The organism is Sodalis sp. RH24, from assembly GCF_047324145.1.
Taxonomy (GTDB): Bacteria; Pseudomonadota; Gammaproteobacteria; order Enterobacterales; family Enterobacteriaceae; genus Acerihabitans.
This window is the reverse complement of sequence record NZ_CP178729.1, coordinates 3,382,829-3,404,991: the sequence shown is the minus strand read 5'-3', so window position 1 is coordinate 3,404,991 and position 22,163 is coordinate 3,382,829. Positions and strand designations below refer to the sequence as shown.

Below are 22,163 nucleotides of genomic sequence, written 5' to 3'. Positions count from 1 at the left end.
GGCTTTAAAGCGTGGCCACAACTAACGGGAGCTTTTACACCCCATGCAAGAAATTACGCAGTTTGTCAGCGATCACCCTATGCTATGTTTGGCGTGGGTCGCTTTATTGATCGCCGTCATCGTAACAACGTTCAAAAATCGTTTTTCCAAGGTTAATGAAATTTCCCGCGGCGAAGCCATCCGCTTGATCAACAAGGAAGACGCAGTGATCGTTGATCTGCGTACCCGGGATGATTACCGTAAAGGGCATATCGCCAACGCGCTTAACCTGACGTCGGCCGAGATAAAAAGCGGCAGCCTGGGCGAGCTTGACAAGGCCAAGACCAAACCGGTTATTGTCGTTTGCGCTACCGGCAGCACGTCTCGCGAACCGGCCGAAAACCTGAATAAAGCAGGCTTTGATCGGGTTTATGTTCTGAAAGAAGGCATATCCGGCTGGAGCGGAGAAAATTTACCGCTGGTCCGGGGTAAATAAATTATCACCTGAGAGGGGGAACCATGGCCAATATAGAAATCTACACTAAATCAACGTGTCCATATTGCCATCGCGCCAAGGCTTTACTCACCCGCAAGAACGCCGTGTTCCAGGAAATACCCATTGACGGGGACGCGGATAAACGGGAAGAAATGATTAAACGCAGCGGGCGCACCACGGTTCCACAAATTTTCATCGACGGACAGCACGTGGGTGGCTGTGATGATTTACACGCGCTTGATGCGCGCGGCGGCCTGGATCCCCTGCTGAAATAGACGGGGCCGGCTGACGTGCGCGGGCGCATGCAGCAAATTAACCATAGGGTTTTTTTAATGTCAGAACAAAATAGTACCGAGATGGCGTTTCAGATCCAGCGTATCTACACCAAAGACGTCTCGTTTGAAGCGCCGAACGCGCCGAAGGTTTTCCAGCTGGAATGGCAGCCGGAAATCAAACTGGATCTGGATACCGCTTCCAGCCAGCTGGCGGAAGGCATCTATGAAGTGGTGCTGCGGGTTACCGTCACTGCCTCGCTGGGCGAGGAAACCGCGTTTTTATGTGAAGTCCAGCAGGCGGGGATTTTCACCATCTCCGGCATCGACGGCACGCAAATGGCCCATTGCCTGGGCGCGTACTGCCCGAATATCCTGTTCCCGTATGCCCGTGAATGCATCACCAGCCAGGTTTCGCGCGGCACGTTCCCGCAGTTGAACCTGGCGCCGGTAAACTTTGACGCCTTGTTCATGAACTACCTGCAACAGCAGTCGGAAAGCGAAGGAAGCCAACCGGCGCAGGAAGCCTGATAATGCACGCTAACGCCTCAATGATTGTTATCGGTGCCGGTTCCTACGGTACGGCCCTGGCTATTACCCTGGCACGCAACGGTCATGAGGTGGTGCTGTGGGGGCACGATCCGCAACATATCCAGGCGCTGCAGGCGGCGCGGTGCAACCAGGCGTTCTTGCCCGATGTGCCTTTCCCGCCCTCGCTGCGCCTGGAGAGCGATTTATCGCTGGCGCTCGCCGCCGGCCGCGATGTGTTGATCGTAGTCCCCAGCCACGTGTTCGGCAGCGTCCTGACGCAGCTTAAGCCGCACCTGCGGCCGGATGCGCGGGTGGTCTGGGCGACCAAGGGCCTGGAGACGGAAACCGGACGGTTGCTGGCGGATGTCGCGCGCGACGTGCTGGGCGACGCTATTCCCCTGGCGGTCATCTCCGGACCGACCTTTGCCAAGGAACTGGCGGCGGGCTTGCCCACCGCTATCGCCCTGGCCGCCACCGACGCCGTTTTTTCGGCGGATTTACAGAATTTACTCCACTGCGGCAAAAGTTTCCGGGTCTATGGCAACCCTGATTTTATCGGCGTCCAGCTCGGCGGCGCGGTTAAAAATGTCATTGCCATCGGCGCCGGCATGTCCGACGGCATCGGTTTCGGCGCCAACGCCCGTACCGCCCTGATTACCCGCGGACTGGCTGAAATGACCCGCCTCGGCACGGCGCTGGGCGCCGATCCGAGCACGTTCATGGGCATGGCCGGTTTGGGCGACCTGGTATTGACCTGTACCGACAATCAATCCCGTAACCGGCGTTTCGGCATGCTCCTGGGCCAGGGCATCGATGTGCAGTCCGCGCAGGATACCATCGGCCAGGTGGTGGAAGGTTACCGTAACACCAAGGAAGTACTGGCGCTGGCCGGGCGCGCAGGGGTGGAAATGCCGATCACCGAGCAAATCTACCAGGTGCTCTACCGGGATAAAAATGCCCGGGAAGCCGCCCTGACCTTGCTGGGCCGGGCGCAGAAAGATGAGAAAACCGGCGGCTGACGCCGGTATGTCAGAAGATAGCCATCCGCGGAAGGTAGTGAGTATGTCCACTGAAGAATTGGAATTAGTCTGGAATAACATTAAAGCTGAAGCACGTTTGCTGGCGGATTGTGAACCCATGCTGGCCAGTTTTTTTCATGCGACTCTGCTCAAACATGAAAACCTCGGCAGCGCGCTCAGCTATATGCTGGCCAATAAGCTCGCCAACCCGATTATGCCGGCCATCGCCATCCGGGAAATCGTCGAAGAGGCCTACAGCGCCGATCTGCAGATGATTATTTCGGCCGCGCGCGATATCCACGCGGTGCGCCTGCGCGATCCGGCGGTGGATAAATTTTCCACCCCGCTGCTGTATCTCAAGGGGTTCCACGCCCTGCAGGCCTATCGCATCGGCCACTGGTTGTGGCGCCAGGATCGCAAGGCGATGGCGATCTATTTCCAAAACCAGATTTCGGTTTCCTTCGGCGTCGATATCCATCCGGCCGCCAATATCGGCTGCGGCATTATGCTCGATCATGCCACCGGTATCGTTATCGGTGAAACGGCCGTTGTGGAAAACGATGTCTCCATTCTCCAGTCGGTCACGCTCGGCGGGACCGGAAAAACCAGCGGCGATCGCCACCCCAAGATCCGCGAAGGCGTAATGATTGGCGCCGGCGCAACTATCCTTGGCAATATCGAGGTCGGGCGGGGCGCCAAAATCGGCGCGGGTTCCGTGGTGCTGCAATCGGTGCCGCCCCATACCACCGCCGCCGGCGTGCCCGCAAGGATTGTCGGCCGGCCGGATAGCGATAAGCCCTCCATGGATATGGACCAGTTCTTCGGCGGCCATGGTTTTGAATATGGCGACGGCATTTGACCGGCGTTAACGGCTACGGGCGCGCGCTTTCATACCCTAATTGGCGCCAGGCTTCATAAACCACCACTGCGACGGCATTGGACAGATTCATGCTGCGGCTGCCGGGTTGCATTGGAATGCGGATTTTATGATCCCCGGGCAGGGTATCGAGAATGGCGGGCGGTAAGCCGCGCGTTTCCGGACCGAACAGCAAATAATCTCCCGGCTGATAGCTCACCGCGCTGTGGGCGGGACTGCCCTTGGTGGTCAGGGCAAACAGCCGCCGCGGCGCCTGCGCGGCCAGGAAGGCGCCATAATCATGGTGACGCCTGATATCGGCGAACTCATGGTAATCCAGCCCGGCGCGGCGCAGGCGCTTATCATCCCAGGTAAACCCCAACGGCTCGATCAGATGCAGCTGAAACCCGGTATTAGCGCACAGGCGTATGATATTGCCGGTATTTGGCGGGATTTCCGGCTCGAATAAAACGATGTGTAGCATGGTGCCCCCTTGACGAGGGCGAAGGATAGCAAATAAAACGCCGCCATGCCGCAATTGCCCACTTCCGGCCGCGTCTTATTTGCTCTCGGCTTTGTTCTCCGTGCCCGCCGCCGGGCGCCGGTGATGCAACGGTAGCCACATGACCAGCCGCAGCCCGCCAAGCGGGCTGTCTTGCGCTTTAACCCAGCCGTGATGCTGCTCCACCGCTTTTTCGACAATGGCCAGGCCCAGTCCCGAGCCGCCGGATGCGCGATCGCGCGCTTCATCGGTGCGATAGAACGGGCGAAAAATCTGTTCGCGATCTTCAGCGCTGACACCCGGCCCGTCGTCATCGACGATAATGGTGACCCCCTGCTGATCGGCGGTAAACGTCACCGAAATTTGCTGATTCGAGTAACGCAGGGCGTTGCGCACCACATTTTCCAGCGCGCTGTCGAGCGCGGCGGGATTGCAGACCAGCATCCAATTGCCGGGAGGCGAGGCGATGCGCAGGGTTTTGCCCATCTGTTCGGCTTCGAATTTGGCATCGTCCAGCACATCGTTCCACAAATCGCCGGCCGTGACGTATTCGCGGGTCAATTCGTTCTTATGCTGATTGCGCGACAGCACCAGCAAATCATTAATCATCGAGTCCAGACGCTGCGCCTCGGTCTCGATACGGGCCAGTTCATGGCCCTCGCCATGTTTACGCCGCATCAGGGCGGTGGCCAGCTGTAAACGCGTCAGGGGGGTGCGCAGTTCGTGGGAAATATCGGACAGCAGGCGTTGCTGGGCATTAACCATTCTTTCCAGGGCGCTGACCATCTGGTTGAAGCTTACGCCGGTGGCCAGAAATTCTTGTGGACCGGCTTCCAGCTCGGGATGCTGGCGCAAATTGCCCCGGGCCACTTCATCGGCGGCATGCTTGAGTTTACGCGCCGGTTTCGCCAGGCTCCAGGCCAGCCAGAGCAGCAGCGGGATGCTGATAAGCATGGTGACAATCAACAGCAGCAGCGGCCGGTCGAACATCAGGCTGATGAAGTCCGACTGTGAATTGCCGGCGGGGCGGATTTGATACAGCTGATAGTTATCCTCGCCGTCCCGCACCGGGAACGGCCCCACCAATTCCACGCGGCCATATTTTTTCTTTTGCGGATGATCGGAGTTGTCGGACTGGCCGATAAAATTACGGATAACCTGCATTTCATTACGCTGGGCGCCGATGACCCGCCCTTCGCTGGTGACCAGAATCAGCCGCTGCCCGGGAGGCGCCCATTTATCGATGGAGCGGAACAGCCGCCGCCACCACATCAGGTCGTTGGCAGGATCTCCCGCCAGCTCCGCTTCCACATGCTGTTGCAGCATAATGCCCTGGCGCTGTTCGCTGTCGAGCAGCGGCGTCAACTGACGGGAATCCAGCTTGGGCACCATCAGCACCAGCATCAGCACCAACGCCAGGGTCAGCCAGAAAATGGCGAAGATCCTGGCGGTTAAACTGTTTATCATGCGGCGGATACCATCAGGTAGCCTCGTCCCCGCAGGGTTTTAAACCACGGATGCCCGTCCCTGCGTTCCGGCAGTTTACGCCGCAGGTTGGAGATATGCATATCGATCGCCCGGTCGAACGGCGTCAGGCGTTTGCCCAGCACCTCCTGGCTCAGGTGTTCGCGGGAGACCACTTGGCCAAGATGCTGGGCCAGCAGGTAAAGCAGCGTAAACTCGGTACCGGTCAGCTCCAGCGCAACGCCGTCGAAGGTGGCTTCCTGACGCCCCGGATTCAGGCGCAGAAAATCCACCTCCAGCGCGGGCGTGCCGGCATCGCCGACCTGCTGCTGCTCGGTCCAGTGCGAACGGCGTAAAATGGCCCGGATACGCGCCACCAGCTCGCGATCGTTGAACGGTTTGGGCAGATAGTCATCCGCGCCCAGCTCAAGCCCCAGCACCCGATCCAGTTCGCTGCCGCGCGCGGTCAGCATAATCACCGGCGTTTGATGCTGCTGGCGCAGCTCCTTAAGCGTATCGATACCGTTTTTGCGCGGCATCATCACATCAAGCAATAGCAAATCCACCGAGCTGTCCAGCATGTTCAGCGCCTGCTCGCCGTCATAGGCGACCAGGACTTCAAAGCCTTCCATCTCGAGCAATTCTTTTAATAATGCTGTTAATTCGCGATCGTCATCAACCAAAAGGATTTTATTCATTTTTATTCACCTCATGATGCAAAATACGTCAACAATCACTACCAATCCATGACTTTACGTAGCTTTACATCCCCTGACGCATGTTTGCAGCGGCCTCAGTAGAATGACTTCATGGTTAAGCAACAAAGAAAGAGTCAAGGGGTTAAGGATGCACAAGCTTAACGTATTGGTCATCGCCGCCGCCCTGGTAACAGGAAGCACCCTGGCCGGCGAGCAGACCGCTACGGAAAGTTGGCATCACGATGATATCGCCAGTCGGCTAAGCGATAGCCATTACAGCATGTTTGACGGCGTCAGGCTCACCGAACAACAGCGGCAACAAATGCGTGATTTAATGAGTCAGGCCCTGCTTGCCACTCCTCGCTTTAATATTAGCGAAATGGAACGGCTGCATACATTGGTGACGGCGGAAAATTTTGACGAACCGGCAGTGCGGGCCCAAACGGAAAAAATGGCGCAGCAGCAGGTGATCCGTCAGGTTGAAATGGCCAAAGTACGCAACCAAATGTACAACCTGCTGACCCCGGAGCAAAGACAAATTTTGAATCAAAAACATCAGCAGCGTATCGCCGAGATCCAGCTGCAGATGGCGGAAATGACCCAAACTTCGTCCCAGAAGCCAGCGTTGAGTAACGAGTAGCAACGCCCAGTGTAGTGATGTGAGATGTGAAAAGTTGTGATGAGTACCGTAACGCGTAAGTAAGTAAATAGTGCATTCCCATTTTTCCTTGCCATAGACACCATCCCTGTCTTCCCCACCGAAAGGTGGGGTTTTTTTTGCCTGAAGATCCTGGATGCGACCCGCTCGGAAAAACCGGGCGTCGGCCATATGGCATCGGAGGCCTACAGCGAGACGGTAACATCTGTTATCAACTGCAATGCTGCATTCATCCGGCGGCGGCATTATGGTATTACGCGGCTGCGTTTATCGGCACCCCATATCCTTTTTGTGGCGAAAAAAAGCGCGGGCAAGCGGAAATGCAATGCATTATCATATGGCTTAAAACCAGCAGATAGTCGGATGTTGCCTGACCTGAATCAATTCAGCAAATCGGATTTGAGATACTATTTTTACCATAAGCCAAGGGCCTTAGTGCAAATGGGACCCGATATTCAGCCGGCATAGTGTATTCTACAATTATATTTAAAGTTCAGAGGTAGTCATGATTAAGAAAATCGGTGTACTGACAAGCGGCGGTGATTCACCAGGCATGAATGCAGCGATCCGGGGCGTGGTGCGCGCCGGCCTGTCCGAGGGATTGGAAGTGTACGGCGTCTATGACGGCTACCTCGGCTTGTTTCAGGATCGGATGAAGAAGCTGGACCGTTATAGCGTGTCGGATATGATTAACCGTGGCGGCACCTTCCTCGGCTCCGCCCGCTTTCCAGAATTCCGGGAAGAGGGTACCCGCGCGATAGCCATAGAAAATATGAAAAAGCGCGACCTTGACGCCCTGGTGGTCATCGGCGGCGACGGTTCCTATATGGGGGCGAAACGCCTTACCGAAATGGGTTTCCCCTGTATTGGCCTGCCCGGCACCATCGATAACGACGTCGCCGGCACCGATTATACCATCGGCTATTTCACCGCGCTTGAAACGGTGGTCGAGGCGATAGACAGGCTGCGCGATACGTCCTCCTCGCACCAGCGCATCTCCATCGTCGAAGTTATGGGGCGCTATTGCGGCGACCTGACTATGTCCGCGGCTATCGCCGGCGGCTGTGAATTCATCGTGCTGCCGGAAGTGGAATTCAAACCAGACGATCTGGTGTATGAAATCAAAGCCGGGATCGCCAAAGGTAAAAAACACGCCATCGTCGCCATTACCGAACATATCTGTAATGTTGCCGAGCTGGCGCAATATATCGAAAAAGAGACCGGCCGCGAGACCCGCGCCACGGTTTTAGGGCATATCCAGCGCGGCGGCAGCCCCGTGGCCTACGATCGCATCCTCGCCTCGCGCATGGGCGCGTTTTCGATTGAGCTGCTGCTGCAAGGCTACGGCGGGCGTTGCGTCGGGGTGCAAAACGAAAAACTGGTTCACCATGACATCGTCGATGCCATAGAAAATATGAAGCGACCATTTAAAAGCGATTTGCTGGAATGCGCTAAAAAACTGTATTGATATCCGCGCCGCAAGCCGATGGCCACGGCGCCGCCAAAGGACAAGGCCTTGGTTCTCACGGATGAGAACGCCATTGCGGCGTTTCCCGGCCCCCCTAGAATAATACCCGGCCTTTCTTGCCTCACCCGCCTTTACTCCGCCCAACCTCTCGTAGACGCCAATCCCAGAGCACGCCCGTTACGCCGCCGTTCCTTTGCCGTGCCGTTGCGGCACATTCACTGGTTATCTCTTTTGATTATATAAATTACGTTTTTATTCTTTAAAACACGCAGCGATTTCTGACACTCTCTGGTTAAGCACTATTCACATGACAAAAAATTCTCTTGGGGAGTGGAACGATGTCGAAATGGCAAGCAGGGCTGTTGTTGATGCTGTTATCTGGAAGCGCACTGGCAAAGGATGTTCAATTATTAAACGTATCCTATGACCCGACGCGTGAGTTATACCAGGATTATAACGTGGCTTTCAGTAAGTATTGGCAGGACAAGACCGGAGATAAGGTGACGGTGCGCCAGTCGCACGGCGGCTCCGGCAAACAGGCCACTTCGGTTATCAACGGACTCGACGCGGATGTCGTAACCCTGGCGCTGGCATACGATGTGGATGCGATTGCCGAGCGCGGCAGCATCGATAAAAACTGGATAACCCGCCTGCCCGATAACTCCGCCCCCTACACCTCCACCATTGTCTTCCTGGTGCGTAAAGGTAATCCTAAACAGATCCATGACTGGCCGGATCTGATTAAACCGGGTATTTCGGTCATTACGCCAAACCCGAAAACCTCCGGCGGCGCGCGCTGGAATTACCTGGCTGCCTGGGGTTACGCCCTGCATCATAATAATAACGATCAGGCGAAGGCCCAGGACTTTGTCAAAGCCCTGTTTAAAAACGTCGAAGTACAGGATTCCGGCGCGCGTGCCTCTACCAATACGTTTGTGGAACGCGGCATCGGTGATGTGCTGATCGCCTGGGAAAACGAAGCGCTGCTGGCCGTCAATGAAGTCGGCAAAGATAAATTCGATATCGTGGCGCCAAGTGAATCCATCCTGGCTGAGCCTACCGTATCGGTGGTTGACAAGGTGGTCGACAAGCGGGGCACGCGTGACATCGCGACCGAATATCTGAAGTATCTTTATTCAACCGAAGGTCAACGTATCGCCGCCAAGAATTATTATCGCCCGCGCGATCCGGCAATCGCCAAAGAGTTCGCCAAGGAGTTTCCGCAGATTAAATTATTTACCCTTAAGGATGACTTCGGCGACTGGCAGAAAGTGCAAAAAGTCCATTTCTCCACCGGTGGCAGTTACGATCAAATCAGCCAGCGTTAATTATAAATTAACTCAATACGAAGTTTTATCTTAAAAAAATGCCGTGCGGCGACACCGTACGGCATTTTTATGATTTGTATGACAGCCGTTTAAAATATCCCGCAGCGCGGTCTGCCGCCGGCACAAGGGCTGGCCGCTTCGTTAATCTATCGTTAACCCACTGTATTCCATATTTTAATTATCTCCCGCTAATTTTTTATGCAACATATGGATAACAGCACCAAATTCTCAATTAATGAACACCCGGCTTGTCATGATTAAGGGTTTTTTGCCTTGGCAAAGGTCATTGCGACTTGAATAACATCATGATAAAGGGAGGGAAGGGATTCACATTATGCCATCATCCGCTATTCAGCACAGGGAACATATCGGACGCTACCACAGCCAGACTCACGATTATGTCAGTAATAAAAAAATCCAGCAAAAATTGAACGGCATGGCCGCGTCGCCAGGCGATGGGGTCGTGGGCGCCAGGGCGCATCTCATGCTTCAGGCGCTCACGCTGGCCACCAATATATCAGTGAGCCTGGCGCCGGCAGCCGTGCGGCCATCCGGGCGCGCCGTTTCTCCGTTGCTTTCTCGCCAGGCCGCGCCCGCAGGCCCGGCGGCGGCGCCACCCGCAAACAGCATCCATGAAATGAAGGGCAAGGCACCACAACGGCTACTGTTTAACATGTTAAGCGCGGGACAAGGCTATGCGGAGCATGGCATCGGTCAAGACGCGATTGCGTTTATGTATATTTCGTCAAAAAAGGATAAGTCTTTTAGACAGAAGCGAATATCTTTAGATATCTCAGTCGGTCTGCAAGAACAGGATTACCGGGATTATATTGAAAAGAATTGCCATATCAGGACCAAAACCAACCAAGGGAAAGTATTGGGGGATAGTCTGCTTGTCACCGGCGAATATATCAGGAATCCCGTTCGTGGTTTCGCCGAAAAACTTAAGGAGTGGATCTGGGGTAATGGTGAACTTTCTGAAATAGGGGCCATACTGTTTGAAGTTGTCAATCTTGGTCATGACATCATTTTCGGGATTTACACTATTGGCGCGTACCCGATTATAAAATATACTTCGGCAAAAGCCTTGTCTGTATCAGGCCATTCCATCAATGGTGACAGCAACTGCGTCAGGAACGAATTTTCGGCTGAGGAAATGGCCAATCTACTGTTCAATACCGAGGTTGGCATTACCGACCGCAGGGCTTTTTCAAATCCACTGTTACATCACAAACCACGGGAATTGCAAAAGGCAAATGCCTTTGATCCAGACGGGGTATTTGTTCACGAAAAATATCCGACCGGTATCAATACTGTCAAACATCTTGCCGTTGACCTGGATGGCGCCATCCAGCGTGTTCGGCAAACAGAAGCGGGTGAATACATTATTCCAACTGGGCAGCAGGGTAATAACGCTAAAACTGGCCGGAAAGTTTTTTATGACGCGATAAATGATAAGATCCATATCGACGGAGATGTGCCTGAAGGGCAGGGAGTTGATTATACAGTACAAAACGGTAAGAAATTTATTAAATTATATGGCGAGAATTATGAACTTAAGTATAGCGCGGGGAAAAGAACGCACGAAGTGAAATTGCGGAACCATGACGGAACGGAATCCCGGATTCCGGTATATCATGAAAAAATCAGCCATTCTTGGCATCTTGGCACACACAATAACAAACCTGCCTTCACGTTTAGACAAGAGAAAAGAATTAAGTCGTTCAAGGTGAGGTTTGACGGCGCCTATGAATATATTCAGGTTGATAACCTTAATCCCAAACACTATGGTGCCGGTAAAATTATTGAAGTCAGGTCAAAAGACACAATGGCTATGGGTGATAATGTCATAATGAGGGTGGTTGAGCTGAAGGGAGAATTAGTGCCTGTGCGCGCGGCGGTAGTGCCCAAAAGAGGCCTTAAATATGAAATTTTTAATCGGGCTATGCCTGGCCGGCGCGGCCATCCCGTCGAGTTTGACGGTCGCCGCTGGTTGTTTGAAGCGCCGACGTCAATCCATGTCGCCAAAACGCTGCGACGCGCCATTGCCAAGGATATTGTCGGGGAGAGCGTCAACGCGTTCGATTTGTCCACGCCTGATAAGCTTGGCCTGCGCTGGGATATAAATAATAATTCATATCTGAAAATTAAAAATAAATATTTTAAAGTGAAAAGATATCCGCAAACCGCATACAAGTTTTTTCTGATGAATAATCATCGAAAAATCAACCTTCGCTTCAAGAAAAATAAATTTCATGTCGAAAATTTTAGGGAAAGGATTAACGATCTCCTTAAGATTGGCATGAGCGGCCGGGGGGGACTCAGGCCGCGTAAGCATGCTGTGGATATTCTCAAGGACCTGGATGGGTTCGACCTTGAACAGGCCAAAACACTGCTGTCTCAATACCATTTCCCCCAGGAGGGACTGTTTAACGAATATTCGTTTGCCTTGCATATTGAACAGTTTAGTGAAATTCCTCCCTGGGCAAAACGGTTTAAAATTGATGAAAGCGCCGTCAATGTGGCGCCGGCGCAAGGGCGGAAAGTGCCTGTGTTTGATCCCGATGACGAATCCGTTAACCTTGAACTCCTGCTCGGTACGCAGATTGGTGAAGGTGATTACGGTATCGTTTTCCAGGATGGCCAGGATCCCAATTGGTATATCAAGATGATGCGCCCACATCCGGATGGCGACGCCGATATAGATATTGAAATGTTGGCGGAAAAGGAGGCTGAAAGCTTTCGTTTATATTATGGCCCGGAATCGGCAAAGGTATTTGCTGATAATGATGGTAATTTTTATAACAGAATGTACAAAATTCCCGGCATAACGTTAGATTCACTTCCCGAGGGCTCCCTGCCGCACGATGCAGTTGAACGCTTTGTCGATATGCTGGAAAAACTAAATAATGTCAATATGATACACGCTGATCTCCATGGGGCGAATATGTTGTGGGATGCAGAAAGTGAAATGTTTTTCCCCATTGATATCATTGATATTAAAAAAGATTTTTTTCGCAGCGGCAACGACTATAAACACAGTCTAAACATGCGTGGCGAAGAAAGATGGGACGATGTGATTTATGAGATCAAACAAAAGATGGCGTCCTGAGGCCATGGCAAGGATGCGGCCGCTCTTTATCCGGCGATAATGAACAACGCGCCGGTGGTCACGCCAGCCGCCGCCGTGCCGCCTGGTCCAGCGAAACGTTTCGATGGCGATCACATTTTTGATGTTTCCCGCTTGTGGCCTGGCCCGTTTGTGATTATTTTCAGCCCAGCGAAACGTTTCGCTGGGAGGATCAGCCAATGAAAAAAGGATTACTGCTCAACGCCGAGGTTTCCGCGTTGATTTCCCGCTTGGGGCATACCGATGAAATCGTCATTGCCGATGCCGGGTTGCCCATACCCGCGACAGCCGCCAGGATCGATCTGGCGTTGACCCAGGGCGTGCCGGGCTTTTTACAGGTGTTCGACGTCGTGGCCAGTGAGATGCAGGTGGAAAGGGCGATAATCGCCAGCGAAATGGCCGCCCATAATCCCGCGCTGCACCAGGCGTTGCTGGCCGGGCTGTCCCAGCTGGAGCAAGCGCAGGGCAATACCATCGTCATCGACTATATCAGCCATCAGGCATTCAAAGCGCAGACCGCCCACAGCCGGGCCGTTATTCGCAGCGGGGAGTGCTCGCCCTTCGCCAACGTTATCCTCTGCTCCGGCGTCACCTTCTGAGGCATTTATGCAACCCTTACTGCAACTGAGCGGGATAGACAAGTCGTTTCCGGGCGTCAAAGCGCTTTCCGGCGCGGCGCTGACCGTGTATCCCGGCCGCGTGATGGCGCTGGTGGGGGAGAACGGCGCCGGTAAATCCACCATGATGAAGGTGTTGACCGGGATTTACAGCAAGGATGCCGGTACGCTCATATTTATGGGAAAGGAAGTTGCCTTCAGCGGCCCCAAGGCGTCGCAGGAGGCCGGTATCGGTATCATCCATCAGGAACTTAACCTGATCCCTGAACTGACGATCGCCGAAAATATCTTCCTGGGGCGCGAATTCCTTAACCGTATCGGCGGCATCGACTGGAAGCGGATGTATCGCGAAGCGGACCGACTCCTGGGCCGCCTGAACCTGGCCTATAGCAGCCACCGGTTGGTGGGGGAATTATCGATTGGCGATCAGCAGATGGTGGAAATCGCCAAGGTAATCAGCTTTAAGTCGCAGGTGATCATCATGGACGAGCCCACCGATGCGTTAACCGATACGGAAACGGCATCGCTGTTCAGTGTGATAAACGAACTGAAGCAGCAGGGGTGCGGCATTGTCTATATCTCCCATCGGCTAAAGGAAATTTTCGAGATCTGCGACGATGTCACGGTGATGCGCGACGGGCAGTTTATTGCCGAACGGCCGGTAAACGAGCTGCAGGAAGACAGGCTGATTGAAATGATGGTGGGCCGCCGCCTGGAGGAACAGTATCCGCGCGTCACGCAGCGTCCGGGCGAGGAGCGCCTGCTGGTCAGCCACCTGTCGGGCCCCGGGGTGCATGACGTCAGTTTCTCCCTGCGCCAGGGGGAAATCCTGGGCTGCGCCGGGCTGATGGGCGCCGGCCGTACCGAACTGATGAAAACCCTCTATGGCGCCGCCAGGCGCACCGGCGGCAGCGTGACGCTCGACGGACGCGCCGTGGTCGCCAGGTCGCCCCAGGACGGGCTTGCCAACGGCATTGTCTATATTTCCGAGGATCGCAAGCGCGACGGACTGGTGCTGGGCATGTCGGTAAAGGAAAACATGACTTTAACCGCCCTGCGCTATTTTAGCCATCAGGCCGGTTGGCTGAAACACGCCGACGAGCGGGTGGCTGTCGGGGATTTTATCCGTTTATTTAATATCAAAACGCCGTCGATGGAGCAGCCTATCGGCCTGCTGTCCGGTGGCAACCAGCAAAAAGTCGCCATTGCGCGCGGCCTGATGACACGCCCTAAGGTGCTGATCCTGGATGAGCCGACCCGGGGCGTCGACGTGGGCGCCAAGAAAGAGATTTACCAGTTGATCAACCAGTTTAAACAGGAAGGGCTCTCCATCATCCTGGTGTCCTCCGAGATGCCGGAGGTCCTTGGCATGAGCGATCGCGTCATGGTGATGCATGAAGGCCGCTTAAGCGGCATATTCCCCATCGAACAGGCCACCCAGGAAGTGCTGATGGCCGCGGCCGTCGGCAAGCTTTATCGTACCCAGCAGGAGAATCAGTAATGAATTCCCGGACTATCCCCGTTAAACGCGGCATCAGCAAAGCCTGGCTGCTGGAGCAAAAATCGTTGATTGCGCTGCTGGTGCTGATCGCCGTGGTTTCTTCAATGAGCGCCAATTTTTTCAGCCTCAACAATCTGTTCAATATTCTCCAGCAGACCTCGGTCAACGCCATCATGGCGGTGGGTATGACGCTGGTGATCCTCACCGCAGGCATTGACTTGTCCGTCGGGTCCCTGCTGGCGCTGACCGGCGCGGTAGCCGCCTCGGTGGTGGGGCTGGAAATGAATGTCATGGTGGCGGTGGGCGCCTCCCTGGCGCTGGGCGCGGCCATCGGCGCCATCACCGGCCTGATTGTGGCGAAGGGCAGGGTACAGGCCTTTATCGCCACCCTGGTCATGATGCTGCTGCTGCGCGGTATCACCATGGTGTATACCAACGGCAGTCCGGTAAACACCGGTTTCAGTGATACGGCCGACGCGTTTGGCTGGTTTGGCATCGGTCGTCCCCTTGGCGTGCCCACGCCGGTATGGATCATGGCCGTGGTGTTTCTTGCCGCCTGGTACATGCTGCATCACACCCGCCTGGGCCGTTATATCTATGCGCTGGGCGGTAATGAAGCCGCCACCCGGCTGTCCGGCATCAGCGTCGATCGGGTCAAGGTCATCGTCTACGCGCTGTGCGGGTTGCTCGCGGCGTTGGCGGGCGTTATCGAAGTGGCGCGCCTGTCCTCGGCGCAGCCCACGGCGGGTACCGGCTATGAGCTGGACGCCATCGCCGCGGTGGTGCTGGGCGGTACCAGCCTGTCCGGCGGGAAAGGGCGCATCATGGGGACGCTGGTCGGCGCGCTGATCCTGGGCTTCCTTAATAACGGACTGAATTTATTGAGCGTTTCCTCCTACTACCAGATGATTGTTAAAGCCGTGGTGATTTTGTTGGCGGTGCTGGTAGATAACAAAAGCAGTAAATAACCTCTCCCGCAGGAATGATAAAGATGAAAATGAAAAAATTAGCTTTTTTGATGTCCGCCGTGGCGTTAAGCGCCACTCTCAGCGCCAATGCCCTGGCGAAAGACAGCATCGCGCTGGTGGTGTCCACGCTGAATAATCCGTTCTTCGTTTCCATGAAAGACGGCGCCCAGCAGGAAGCGGATAAATTGGGTTATCAGCTGGTGGTGCTCGATTCGCAAAACAACCCGGCCAAGGAACTGGCCAATGTGCAGGATCTGACGGTGCGCGGCGTTAAGCTTTTGCTTATCAACCCAAGCGATTCCGACGCGGTGGGCAACGCGGTCATTATTGCCAACCAGGCCAAGATCCCGGTGATCACCCTCGATCGTAAGGCCAGCAAAGGGGCCGTCGTCAGCCATATCGCCTCCGACAACCGGGTCGGCGGCAAAATGGCCGGTGATTTTATCGGTGAAAAACTGGGCCAGAACGCCAAGGTTATCCAGCTGGAAGGTATCGCCGGCACGTCTGTTGCGCGTGAGCGCGGCGAAGGGTTTAAACAATCGGCCGATCAGTATAAATTTACTATGCTGGCCAGCCAGCCCGCCGATTTCGATCGCACCAAAGGGCTTAACGTGATGCAGAACCTGCTGACCGCGCATCCGGCGGTGCAGGCGGTATTCGCGCAGAACGACGAAATGGCCCTGGGCGCCATGCGCGCCCTGCAAACCGTGAATAAAACCGATGTGCTGGTGGTGGGTTTTGACGGCACCGCCGACGGCATCAAAGCGGTGCAAAGCGGTAAACTTGCCGCCACCGTGGCGCAGCAGCCCGACCAGATCGGTATAATCGGCGTGGAAACCGCAGACAAGGTTCTGAAAGGCGAAAAAGTGGATGCGGTGATCCCGGTTGCCCTGAAGCTGGTCACCAAATAAGCCCGTAAAACCTCGACAGCAGCGCCTTGCGTTATCGCCGCGCGCCGGCGATAACGCTTCTAACCAGGATACAGGCTATGGCAATAAAAAAGCTGGTGGTTCTCGGCAGCATTAACGCGGATCATATACTTAATCTACAACAGTTTCCCCGTCCCGGTGAAACGGTAATTGGCGGCAGCTATCAGGTGGCTTTCGGCGGCAAAGGCGCTAATCAGGCGGTGGCCGCCGGCCGCAGCGGCGCCGATATCGCCTTTATCGCCTGCGTGGGCGAGGATGCCATCGGCGCGCAGATTCGCCGGCAGCTGCAGGCGGACAACATTGATATTCTGCCCGTGGAACCCAGCCCGGGCGCCAGCACCGGCGTCGCGCTGATTTTTGTCAACGCGGAGGGTGAAAATGTCATCGGCATCCATCCCGGCGCTAACGCCGCGGTAACGCCGGCCTACCTGGCCCGCTATGAGCAGTTGGTCATCCATGCCGCGGCATTACTGATGCAGTTGGAATCCCCCCTTGATACCGTGATCGCCGCCGCCCGCCTGGCGCGCGATCACCAGACCCAGGTGATATTAAACCCGGCCCCGGCGCGTCAGCTGCCGGACGAATTGCTGGCCTTGGTAGACATTATTACGCCCAATGAAACCGAGGCGGAGCAACTGACCGGCGTCGCCGTCACCGATGACGCCAGCGCCGCCCGCGCCGCGCGGATTTTGCATGATAAGGGCATCGCTACGGTTATCATTACCCTTGGCCGCCGCGGTGTGTGGCTGAGCGAACGTGGCAATGGCAAGCGGGTTCCCGGATTCAAGGTCAAGGCGGTGGATACCATCGCGGCGGGCGATACGTTTAACGGCGCGCTGATGACCGCGCTGCTCGAAGACCAGGACCTGGATAACGCCGTCAGGTTCGCCCATGCCGCCGCCGCGTTGGCGGTAACCCGTCCGGGGGCGCAGCCGTCAATTCCCTGGCGTGATGAAATCGACGCTTTTCTGCAGGGTTAGGAGCTTATTTGGCCACCATGAAGGATGTTGCCCGTCTGGCGGGCGTTTCCACGTCCACCGTATCGCACGTGATCAATAACAACCGGTTTGTCAGCGATCGGGTGCGCGCTAAAGTGATGGCGGTGGTGGAACAGCTCAACTACGCGCCGTCGGCCCTGGCCCGCAGTTTAAAGATCAACCAGACGCGCACTATCGGCATGCTGATTACCTCCAGTAATAACCCGTTTTACGCGGAGGTGGTGCACGGCGTCGAACGCAGTTGCTACGAGCGGGGCTACAGCCTGATCCTGTGTAATACCGAAGAGGATGCCGATCGCATGAGCCGTAGTATGGAGACGCTGCTGCAAAAACGCGTCGACGGGCTGCTTATCATGTGTACCGAAAATAACCGGCCTTCCCGTCTGGCGCTGCGCCGCTACCCCTCGCTGCCGATTGTCATGATGGATTGGACGCCGTTTGAGGACGCGCTGGATATTATCCAGGATAACTCGTTATTGGGCGGGTGCCTGGCTACCGACTATCTGATTGCGCGCGGCTACAGCAAAATCGCCTGTATATCCGGCCCGCAGGATAAAACCACCGCCCGCCATCGCCTGCAGGGGTATCGCCTCGCCATGGCGCGCGCCGGGCTGGCGGTGCCGGCCGGTTATGAGGTTTTCAGCGATTTCGAATTTGGCGGCGGCGTAAGCGCGATGCAACAACTGCTGTCCCTCAGCGAGCCGCCCCATGCGGTATTTACCGGCAACGATGCGGTTGCGGTGGGCGTCTACCAGGCGCTGTACCAGGCCGGGCTGTCGGTGCCGGGAGATATGGCGGTCATCGGTTATGATGATATCGAGCTGGCAAAATACCTTACCCCGCCGCTGACCACGATTAACCAGCCGAAAGACTCGCTTGGCCAATTGGCGATCGACACCCTGCTTTACCGGTTGGAACATCCCGATACCGAACCCCAGGTGCTGGTGCTGACCCCCGAGCTGGTGGAGCGGGCGTCGGTCGGCCGTCGCTGAGTTGTGCCGTGGGTTTAATCATGGCGAAAAAAAAACCGCAAACACGGGGGATGAGACCCGGTTTACGGTTCAGGGCGACGATAACGAGGGGGCGGGACGGTTAACGCGTCGTGAACCCGCCCGTGGCGTTATCTCAGGCCTGTTTGGCCTGCGCCGCCGCTTTGACGATCACCGCAAAGGCGTCGGCTTTCAGCGAGGCGCCGCCTACCAGCGCGCCGTCGATATCCGGCTGGGTAAACAGTTCCGCCGCGTTGCCGGCATTCACCGAGCCGCCGTACTGAATAATAACCTGTTCAGCCACCGCGGCGTCGTGTTTGGCGATATGGCCGCGGATAAATTTATGAACCGCCTGCGCCTGCGCCGGGGTGGCCGATTTGCCGGTACCGATGGCCCAGATAGGTTCGTAGGCGATAACCGCGTTGTCAAAGGCCTTGGCGCCCATGGCGTTTAATACCGCGTCCAGCTGGCGGGCACAGACCGCTTCGGTCTCACCGGCTTCGTTTTCGGCTTCGCTTTCGCCGATACACAATACCGGGATCAGGCCCGCTTCTTTCAGAACCGCGAATTTCTCGGCGATAAGTTCGTCGCTTTCTTTATGATAGGTGCGGCGCTCGGAGTGGCCGATGATGATATATTTGGCGCCAATATCCTTTAGCATCTCGGCGGACACTTCACCGGTAAACGCGCCGGAGAGATTGGTATCGACGTTTTGGGCGCCCAGCGCCAGTTGGCTGCCGGCAAGCTGGCGCTTAGCCTGCTCCAGATAGACGACCGGCGGCGCAATAGCCACGCCACAGCCGGTCACGCCGTTTAATTCCGTGCGCAGCGCGGCGATCAGATCGTTAACCAAACGCTTGCTGCCGTTCAGCTTCCAGTTACCCATCACTAACGGATATCGCATTTTAAAATCTCCAATAGGGAACGCGAAATAAAAAAATTGACTGTCCCGGGGACAGCATTACCTGTCCCCAGTATAGAGAGAAAGCGCCGCGGTGGCTTTGTTTTTTGTCATGAAACCGCGGCCGCTCAGGGTTCGGATAAGGCGAGCTTAACCGGCTCTATGGCAAAAGTGAGACCTTTATCACCATTATCGGCCACCACATAACGCAAGGCTCCCCAGGACTGCTGGAAAAAGCGCGAGCCTTTCCCTTTGGCCAGCAGGTCGGCCACCCGGGCGTTACTTTGCGCCGCCGTCAATGCCGGCTCGAACTCCCGCAGCAGCGCGGCCATATAACTCACGGCCACGGCGCGCGCCGCTTTTTCGCTGCCGCCTTCCACCGCCAGATAGGTCAGTTGCAAGGTCTTGATCTTGCCGCTGCCCTTTTCCAGGGCGGTGGACGCATACAGGGTGCCGTTGATTTTACTGGCGGCGCGCGTGAGATTCATGCCGTCGCCACGGCTGTCGATAGCCCGGAACTCGCCTATCTGCAGCGCGGGATTGTGCGCATTAAACTGCTCGCGGAATGTCACCACCGTCAGATCAAAGGTGGGGGCGCCGGCCAGCAAATAAGGCGCGGGGGCGGGCGTGTCGGCGGGGTTTTCCGCCGCCGCGCCCATCGCCGCCGGGAACAGCAATGCCAGCAACAGGGCCGGGATAACGAAGCGGATTTTGCTGTTCACAGTGCGTAGATTCCCAGTGATCTTAACCAGTAAATTCGCATGGCGCTTACCAGTAGTGCTCGCTGGTAATATGGCCCGGCTTGCGCCGCAGATGTTTACGCATTTCGCGGGTATCTTTTAATATCTGCTGGGTGTCCCTGACCATTTGCGGATTACCGCATAACATCACATGGCCGGTTTGGGCATTTAACGGCAGCCCAACCGCGGCTTCCAGGGACCCGTCGGCTATCAGGGCGGGAACGCGGCCGGTCAGCGAGCCGGGAACCTCCTCGCGGCTGACCACCGTCTGCACATGCAGCTTGCCGTTAAAACGCTGCTGCAGTTCCAGCATCAGGGGCAGGTAGCTGAGGTCACGGGCAAAACGCGCGGCGTGTACCAGCACGATATCCTTAAAGCGCTCCAGTCCCTCCCCCTGCTGCAGGATGGACAGAAAAGGCCCCAGCGCCGTGCCGGTCGCCAGCATCCATAGCGTTTCACATTCCGGGATTTCATCAAGGACAAAAAAGCCGGCGGCCTCTTTGGTGATCATTAACGAATCCCCGGGCTGCAAGGCGTGGAGCGGCGGGCTAAGCTTACCCTCCGGCACCGTCACCAGGTAGAATTCCAGGTTATCGCTGTGCGGCGCGTTGACGTAGGAATACGCGCGCTGGACACGCTCGCCGTTGATCTCCAGACCGAGTTTGGCAAACTGTCCGGCGGTAAAAGGATCGACGGGGGCGTTAACGGTTAAGCTAAACAGGCTCTCCGTCCAGTGTTCCACATGTATGATTTTCCCGGTCACCCATTCTGCCATAACTCACTTTCCCCTTGGTCTTTCCGGCCGGTACCCGGACCGGCTAACGATTCTCCACTCTGTCACAGCGGCTGGTGATGATAGCGGATCCGGTAAGCGCCGGCATGGTTGCCTGCGCTACCTTTTTTGTTACGCCGCGAACGCGTCATTATCGGCTAATTCAGCCTTGGCATCCAGCGGGACGACTGTAATTGTTAACAATACGTTTTGCAATTGATGCCATGGCGCGAAATCCGCGGGTTAAAGAATAAAGGGGTGCAGGGCGGCATCCTTGCGATCAAGGTAATGGGTTGAGGCGATACGCCTGATGGTGCGGCTGTTGCCGCGGATCAACAAGGTTTCAGTGGTGGCCAGGTTGCCTTTGCGGGTGATGCCGTTTAACAGATCCCCTTTGGTAATGCCGGTGGCGGAAAAGACCACGTTGTCATTGCGCGCCATATCGTTAAGCGTCAGCACGGTATTGGCGCTGATGCCCATGGCGGCGCAGCGCGCCAGCTCATCGTCGCCTATCAGGCGGTTGGCCGCGGTGTCGCCTTTGACCTGATGGCGGGGCAACAGCCGGCCCTGCATATCGCCATCCATCGCGCGGATGGCCGCCGCCGAGATAACCCCTTCAGGCGCGCCGCCGATACCGTACATCACGTCCACTTCGCTATCCGGCATGCAGGTAAGCAGGGAGGCGGCCACATCGCCGTCGGGAATGGTAAATACGCGCACGCCAAGCCGCTGCAAAGCGGCAATACAGTCGTCATGACGGGGTTTGGCCAGAATGGCCACGGTCAGCTGCGAAAGCGGCTTATTCAGCGTATGGGCAATATTACGCAGGTTTTCGTCCAGGGGCAGGCTAAGGTTAATGGCGCCTTTGGCATCTGGGCCGACCACCAGCTTTTCCATATACATATCAGGCGCATGCAGAAAAGCGCCTTTTTCACCCACCGCCAATACCGCCAGCGCATTTGCCTGGCCCATGGCCGTCATACGGGTGCCTTCGATAGGGTCCACCGCGATATCCACCGCGTCTCCCTGGCCGGTGCCGACGGCTTCGCCGATGAAAAGCATCGGCGCTTCGTCAATTTCGCCTTCGCCAATCACAATCCGGCCGTCGATCTGCACCTGGTTGAGCATAATGCGCATGGCCTGAACCGCCGCATTGTCGGCCGCGTTCTTATCGCCGCGGCCCAGCCAGCTATAGCCCGCCAGCGCGGCGGCTTCGGTCACCCGGGAGAATTCGATGGCTAATTCACGTTTCATGCTTAAACCTTGCGTATCCACTTAAGAGAAGTTTATCGCAAAGTTTATCACACCTGGCGCGCATTCCGGGCGCGGGGACCGCGGCGCAATGCG

Annotated in this window: 22 protein-coding genes; 15 read left to right on the top strand and 7 right to left on the bottom strand. The window is 56.1% G+C overall.

All coding sequences use genetic code 11. The features are described 5' to 3' along the window. Positions 1-43 precede the first annotated feature (43 nt). Genes ACL2XG_RS15450 through cysE form a run of 5 tightly spaced genes read left to right on the top strand, consistent with a single transcriptional unit; the run spans position 44 to position 3,156 of the window. On the top strand, positions 44-475 hold the full coding sequence (locus tag ACL2XG_RS15450) for a rhodanese-like domain-containing protein (protein WP_410012729.1): 432 nt from the start codon (positions 44-46) through the stop codon (positions 473-475). A 23-nt stretch (positions 476-498) separates the two neighbouring features. Continuing rightward, positions 499-750 (top strand): glutaredoxin 3, encoded by a 252-nt coding sequence (gene grxC / locus ACL2XG_RS15445; RefSeq protein WP_331122111.1) that lies wholly within the window; start codon positions 499-501, stop codon positions 748-750. A gap of 57 nt (positions 751-807) precedes the next feature. Then, a complete protein-coding gene (gene secB, locus ACL2XG_RS15440) occupies positions 808-1,278 on the top strand; it encodes a protein-export chaperone SecB (RefSeq protein WP_410012728.1) in 471 nt (156 codons plus the stop codon). 2 nt (positions 1,279-1,280) lie between these two features. Further along, positions 1,281-2,297, top strand: coding sequence for an NAD(P)H-dependent glycerol-3-phosphate dehydrogenase (gene gpsA, locus ACL2XG_RS15435; RefSeq protein WP_410012727.1), 1,017 nt, complete (start codon positions 1,281-1,283; stop codon positions 2,295-2,297). 43 nt (positions 2,298-2,340) lie between these two features. Next, positions 2,341-3,156, top strand: coding sequence for a serine O-acetyltransferase (gene cysE / locus ACL2XG_RS15430; RefSeq protein WP_410012726.1), 816 nt, complete (start codon positions 2,341-2,343; stop codon positions 3,154-3,156). Between the two features lie 13 nt (positions 3,157-3,169). On the opposite strand, the gene trmL is transcribed toward cysE, so the two are convergent. From trmL to cpxR, 3 genes are all read right to left on the bottom strand, one after another. After that, positions 3,170-3,637, bottom strand: coding sequence for a tRNA (uridine(34)/cytosine(34)/5-carboxymethylaminomethyluridine(34)-2'-O)-methyltransferase TrmL (trmL, locus tag ACL2XG_RS15425; RefSeq protein WP_410012725.1), 468 nt, complete (start codon positions 3,635-3,637; stop codon positions 3,170-3,172). 75 nt (positions 3,638-3,712) lie between these two features. After that, positions 3,713-5,122: an envelope stress sensor histidine kinase CpxA gene (gene cpxA / locus ACL2XG_RS15420; protein ID WP_410012724.1), complete on the bottom strand. Its 1,410-nt coding sequence runs from the start codon at positions 5,120-5,122 to the stop codon at positions 3,713-3,715. Next, the gene (cpxR, locus tag ACL2XG_RS15415; protein WP_410012723.1) at positions 5,119-5,817 is read right to left on the bottom strand and encodes an envelope stress response regulator transcription factor CpxR; all 699 of its coding nucleotides are present in this window, start codon (positions 5,815-5,817) and stop codon (positions 5,119-5,121) included. Before cpxR ends, cpxA begins: the two co-directional genes overlap by 4 nt. Before the next feature lie 148 nt (positions 5,818-5,965). Between cpxR and cpxP the strand changes: the two genes are divergently transcribed. From cpxP to rbsR, 10 genes are all read left to right on the top strand, one after another. Further along, on the top strand, positions 5,966-6,457 hold the full coding sequence (gene cpxP / locus ACL2XG_RS15410; RefSeq protein ID WP_410012722.1) for a cell-envelope stress modulator CpxP: 492 nt from the start codon (positions 5,966-5,968) through the stop codon (positions 6,455-6,457). 523 nt (positions 6,458-6,980) lie between these two features. Next, on the top strand, positions 6,981-7,943 hold the full coding sequence (gene pfkA, locus ACL2XG_RS15405; RefSeq protein ID WP_410012721.1) for a 6-phosphofructokinase: 963 nt from the start codon (positions 6,981-6,983) through the stop codon (positions 7,941-7,943). A gap of 338 nt (positions 7,944-8,281) precedes the next feature. Beyond that, positions 8,282-9,271 (top strand): sulfate ABC transporter substrate-binding protein, encoded by a 990-nt coding sequence (locus tag ACL2XG_RS15400; RefSeq protein WP_410012720.1) that lies wholly within the window; start codon positions 8,282-8,284, stop codon positions 9,269-9,271. A 334-nt stretch (positions 9,272-9,605) separates the two neighbouring features. After that, positions 9,606-12,383 carry a hypothetical protein gene (locus tag ACL2XG_RS15395; RefSeq protein WP_413721805.1) on the top strand — a complete coding sequence of 926 codons (2,778 nt, stop codon included), beginning with the start codon at positions 9,606-9,608 and terminating at the stop codon, positions 12,381-12,383. Between the two features lie 197 nt (positions 12,384-12,580). Further along, positions 12,581-13,000, top strand: coding sequence for a D-ribose pyranase (gene rbsD / locus ACL2XG_RS15390; protein WP_413721806.1), 420 nt, complete (start codon positions 12,581-12,583; stop codon positions 12,998-13,000). A gap of 7 nt (positions 13,001-13,007) precedes the next feature. After that, positions 13,008-14,519, top strand: a complete 1,512-nt coding sequence (gene rbsA / locus ACL2XG_RS15385) for a ribose ABC transporter ATP-binding protein RbsA (protein ID WP_410012717.1) — start codon at positions 13,008-13,010, stop codon at positions 14,517-14,519. Further along, positions 14,519-15,487, top strand: a complete 969-nt coding sequence (gene rbsC, locus ACL2XG_RS15380; protein WP_410012716.1) for a ribose ABC transporter permease — start codon at positions 14,519-14,521, stop codon at positions 15,485-15,487. Before rbsA ends, rbsC begins: the two co-directional genes overlap by 1 nt. Positions 15,488-15,510: 23 nt before the next feature. Then, complete coding sequence (gene rbsB, locus ACL2XG_RS15375; protein ID WP_410012715.1) at positions 15,511-16,398, top strand: ribose ABC transporter substrate-binding protein RbsB; 888 nt, start codon at positions 15,511-15,513, stop codon at positions 16,396-16,398. A gap of 77 nt (positions 16,399-16,475) precedes the next feature. Continuing rightward, a complete protein-coding gene (rbsK, locus tag ACL2XG_RS15370) occupies positions 16,476-17,396 on the top strand; it encodes a ribokinase (protein ID WP_413721807.1) in 921 nt (306 codons plus the stop codon). Between the two features lie 8 nt (positions 17,397-17,404). Next, complete coding sequence (gene rbsR / locus ACL2XG_RS15365; protein WP_413721808.1) at positions 17,405-18,406, top strand: ribose operon transcriptional repressor RbsR; 1,002 nt, start codon at positions 17,405-17,407, stop codon at positions 18,404-18,406. Positions 18,407-18,539: 133 nt separating this feature from the next. Here the strand turns inward: rbsR and tpiA are convergent, their stop codons facing one another. The 4 genes from tpiA to glpX all read right to left on the bottom strand — a co-directional run bounded on the left by tpiA (position 18,540) and on the right by glpX (position 22,070). Further along, the gene (gene tpiA, locus ACL2XG_RS15360) at positions 18,540-19,307 is read right to left on the bottom strand and encodes a triose-phosphate isomerase (RefSeq protein ID WP_410012712.1); all 768 of its coding nucleotides are present in this window, start codon (positions 19,305-19,307) and stop codon (positions 18,540-18,542) included. A gap of 125 nt (positions 19,308-19,432) precedes the next feature. Then, positions 19,433-20,026: a DUF1454 family protein gene (locus tag ACL2XG_RS15355; RefSeq protein WP_410012711.1), complete on the bottom strand. Its 594-nt coding sequence runs from the start codon at positions 20,024-20,026 to the stop codon at positions 19,433-19,435. 46 nt (positions 20,027-20,072) lie between these two features. After that, a complete protein-coding gene (gene fpr, locus ACL2XG_RS15350; protein ID WP_410012710.1) occupies positions 20,073-20,819 on the bottom strand; it encodes a ferredoxin--NADP(+) reductase in 747 nt (248 codons plus the stop codon). A 240-nt stretch (positions 20,820-21,059) separates the two neighbouring features. After that, a complete protein-coding gene (gene glpX, locus ACL2XG_RS15345; RefSeq protein ID WP_410012709.1) occupies positions 21,060-22,070 on the bottom strand; it encodes a class II fructose-bisphosphatase in 1,011 nt (336 codons plus the stop codon). Positions 22,071-22,163 lie beyond the last annotated feature (93 nt).

Coding starts and splice junctions, on each gene's coding strand:
- ACL2XG_RS15450 (WP_410012729.1), top strand. CDS start 44: ATGCAAGAAATTACGCAGTTTGTCAGCGATCACCCTATGCTATGTTTG.
- grxC (WP_331122111.1), top strand. CDS start 499: ATGGCCAATATAGAAATCTACACTAAATCAACGTGTCCATATTGCCAT.
- secB (WP_410012728.1), top strand. CDS start 808: ATGTCAGAACAAAATAGTACCGAGATGGCGTTTCAGATCCAGCGTATC.
- gpsA (WP_410012727.1), top strand. CDS start 1,281: ATGCACGCTAACGCCTCAATGATTGTTATCGGTGCCGGTTCCTACGGT.
- cysE (WP_410012726.1), top strand. CDS start 2,341: ATGTCCACTGAAGAATTGGAATTAGTCTGGAATAACATTAAAGCTGAA.
- trmL (WP_410012725.1), bottom strand. CDS start 3,637: ATGCTACACATCGTTTTATTCGAGCCGGAAATCCCGCCAAATACCGGC.
- cpxA (WP_410012724.1), bottom strand. CDS start 5,122: ATGATAAACAGTTTAACCGCCAGGATCTTCGCCATTTTCTGGCTGACC.
- cpxR (WP_410012723.1), bottom strand. CDS start 5,817: ATGAATAAAATCCTTTTGGTTGATGACGATCGCGAATTAACAGCATTA.
- cpxP (WP_410012722.1), top strand. CDS start 5,966: ATGCACAAGCTTAACGTATTGGTCATCGCCGCCGCCCTGGTAACAGGA.
- pfkA (WP_410012721.1), top strand. CDS start 6,981: ATGATTAAGAAAATCGGTGTACTGACAAGCGGCGGTGATTCACCAGGC.
- ACL2XG_RS15400 (WP_410012720.1), top strand. CDS start 8,282: ATGTCGAAATGGCAAGCAGGGCTGTTGTTGATGCTGTTATCTGGAAGC.
- ACL2XG_RS15395 (WP_413721805.1), top strand. CDS start 9,606: ATGCCATCATCCGCTATTCAGCACAGGGAACATATCGGACGCTACCAC.
- rbsD (WP_413721806.1), top strand. CDS start 12,581: ATGAAAAAAGGATTACTGCTCAACGCCGAGGTTTCCGCGTTGATTTCC.
- rbsA (WP_410012717.1), top strand. CDS start 13,008: ATGCAACCCTTACTGCAACTGAGCGGGATAGACAAGTCGTTTCCGGGC.
- rbsC (WP_410012716.1), top strand. CDS start 14,519: ATGAATTCCCGGACTATCCCCGTTAAACGCGGCATCAGCAAAGCCTGG.
- rbsB (WP_410012715.1), top strand. CDS start 15,511: ATGAAAATGAAAAAATTAGCTTTTTTGATGTCCGCCGTGGCGTTAAGC.
- rbsK (WP_413721807.1), top strand. CDS start 16,476: ATGGCAATAAAAAAGCTGGTGGTTCTCGGCAGCATTAACGCGGATCAT.
- tpiA (WP_410012712.1), bottom strand. CDS start 19,307: ATGCGATATCCGTTAGTGATGGGTAACTGGAAGCTGAACGGCAGCAAG.
- fpr (WP_410012710.1), bottom strand. CDS start 20,819: ATGGCAGAATGGGTGACCGGGAAAATCATACATGTGGAACACTGGACG.
- glpX (WP_410012709.1), bottom strand. CDS start 22,070: ATGAAACGTGAATTAGCCATCGAATTCTCCCGGGTGACCGAAGCCGCC.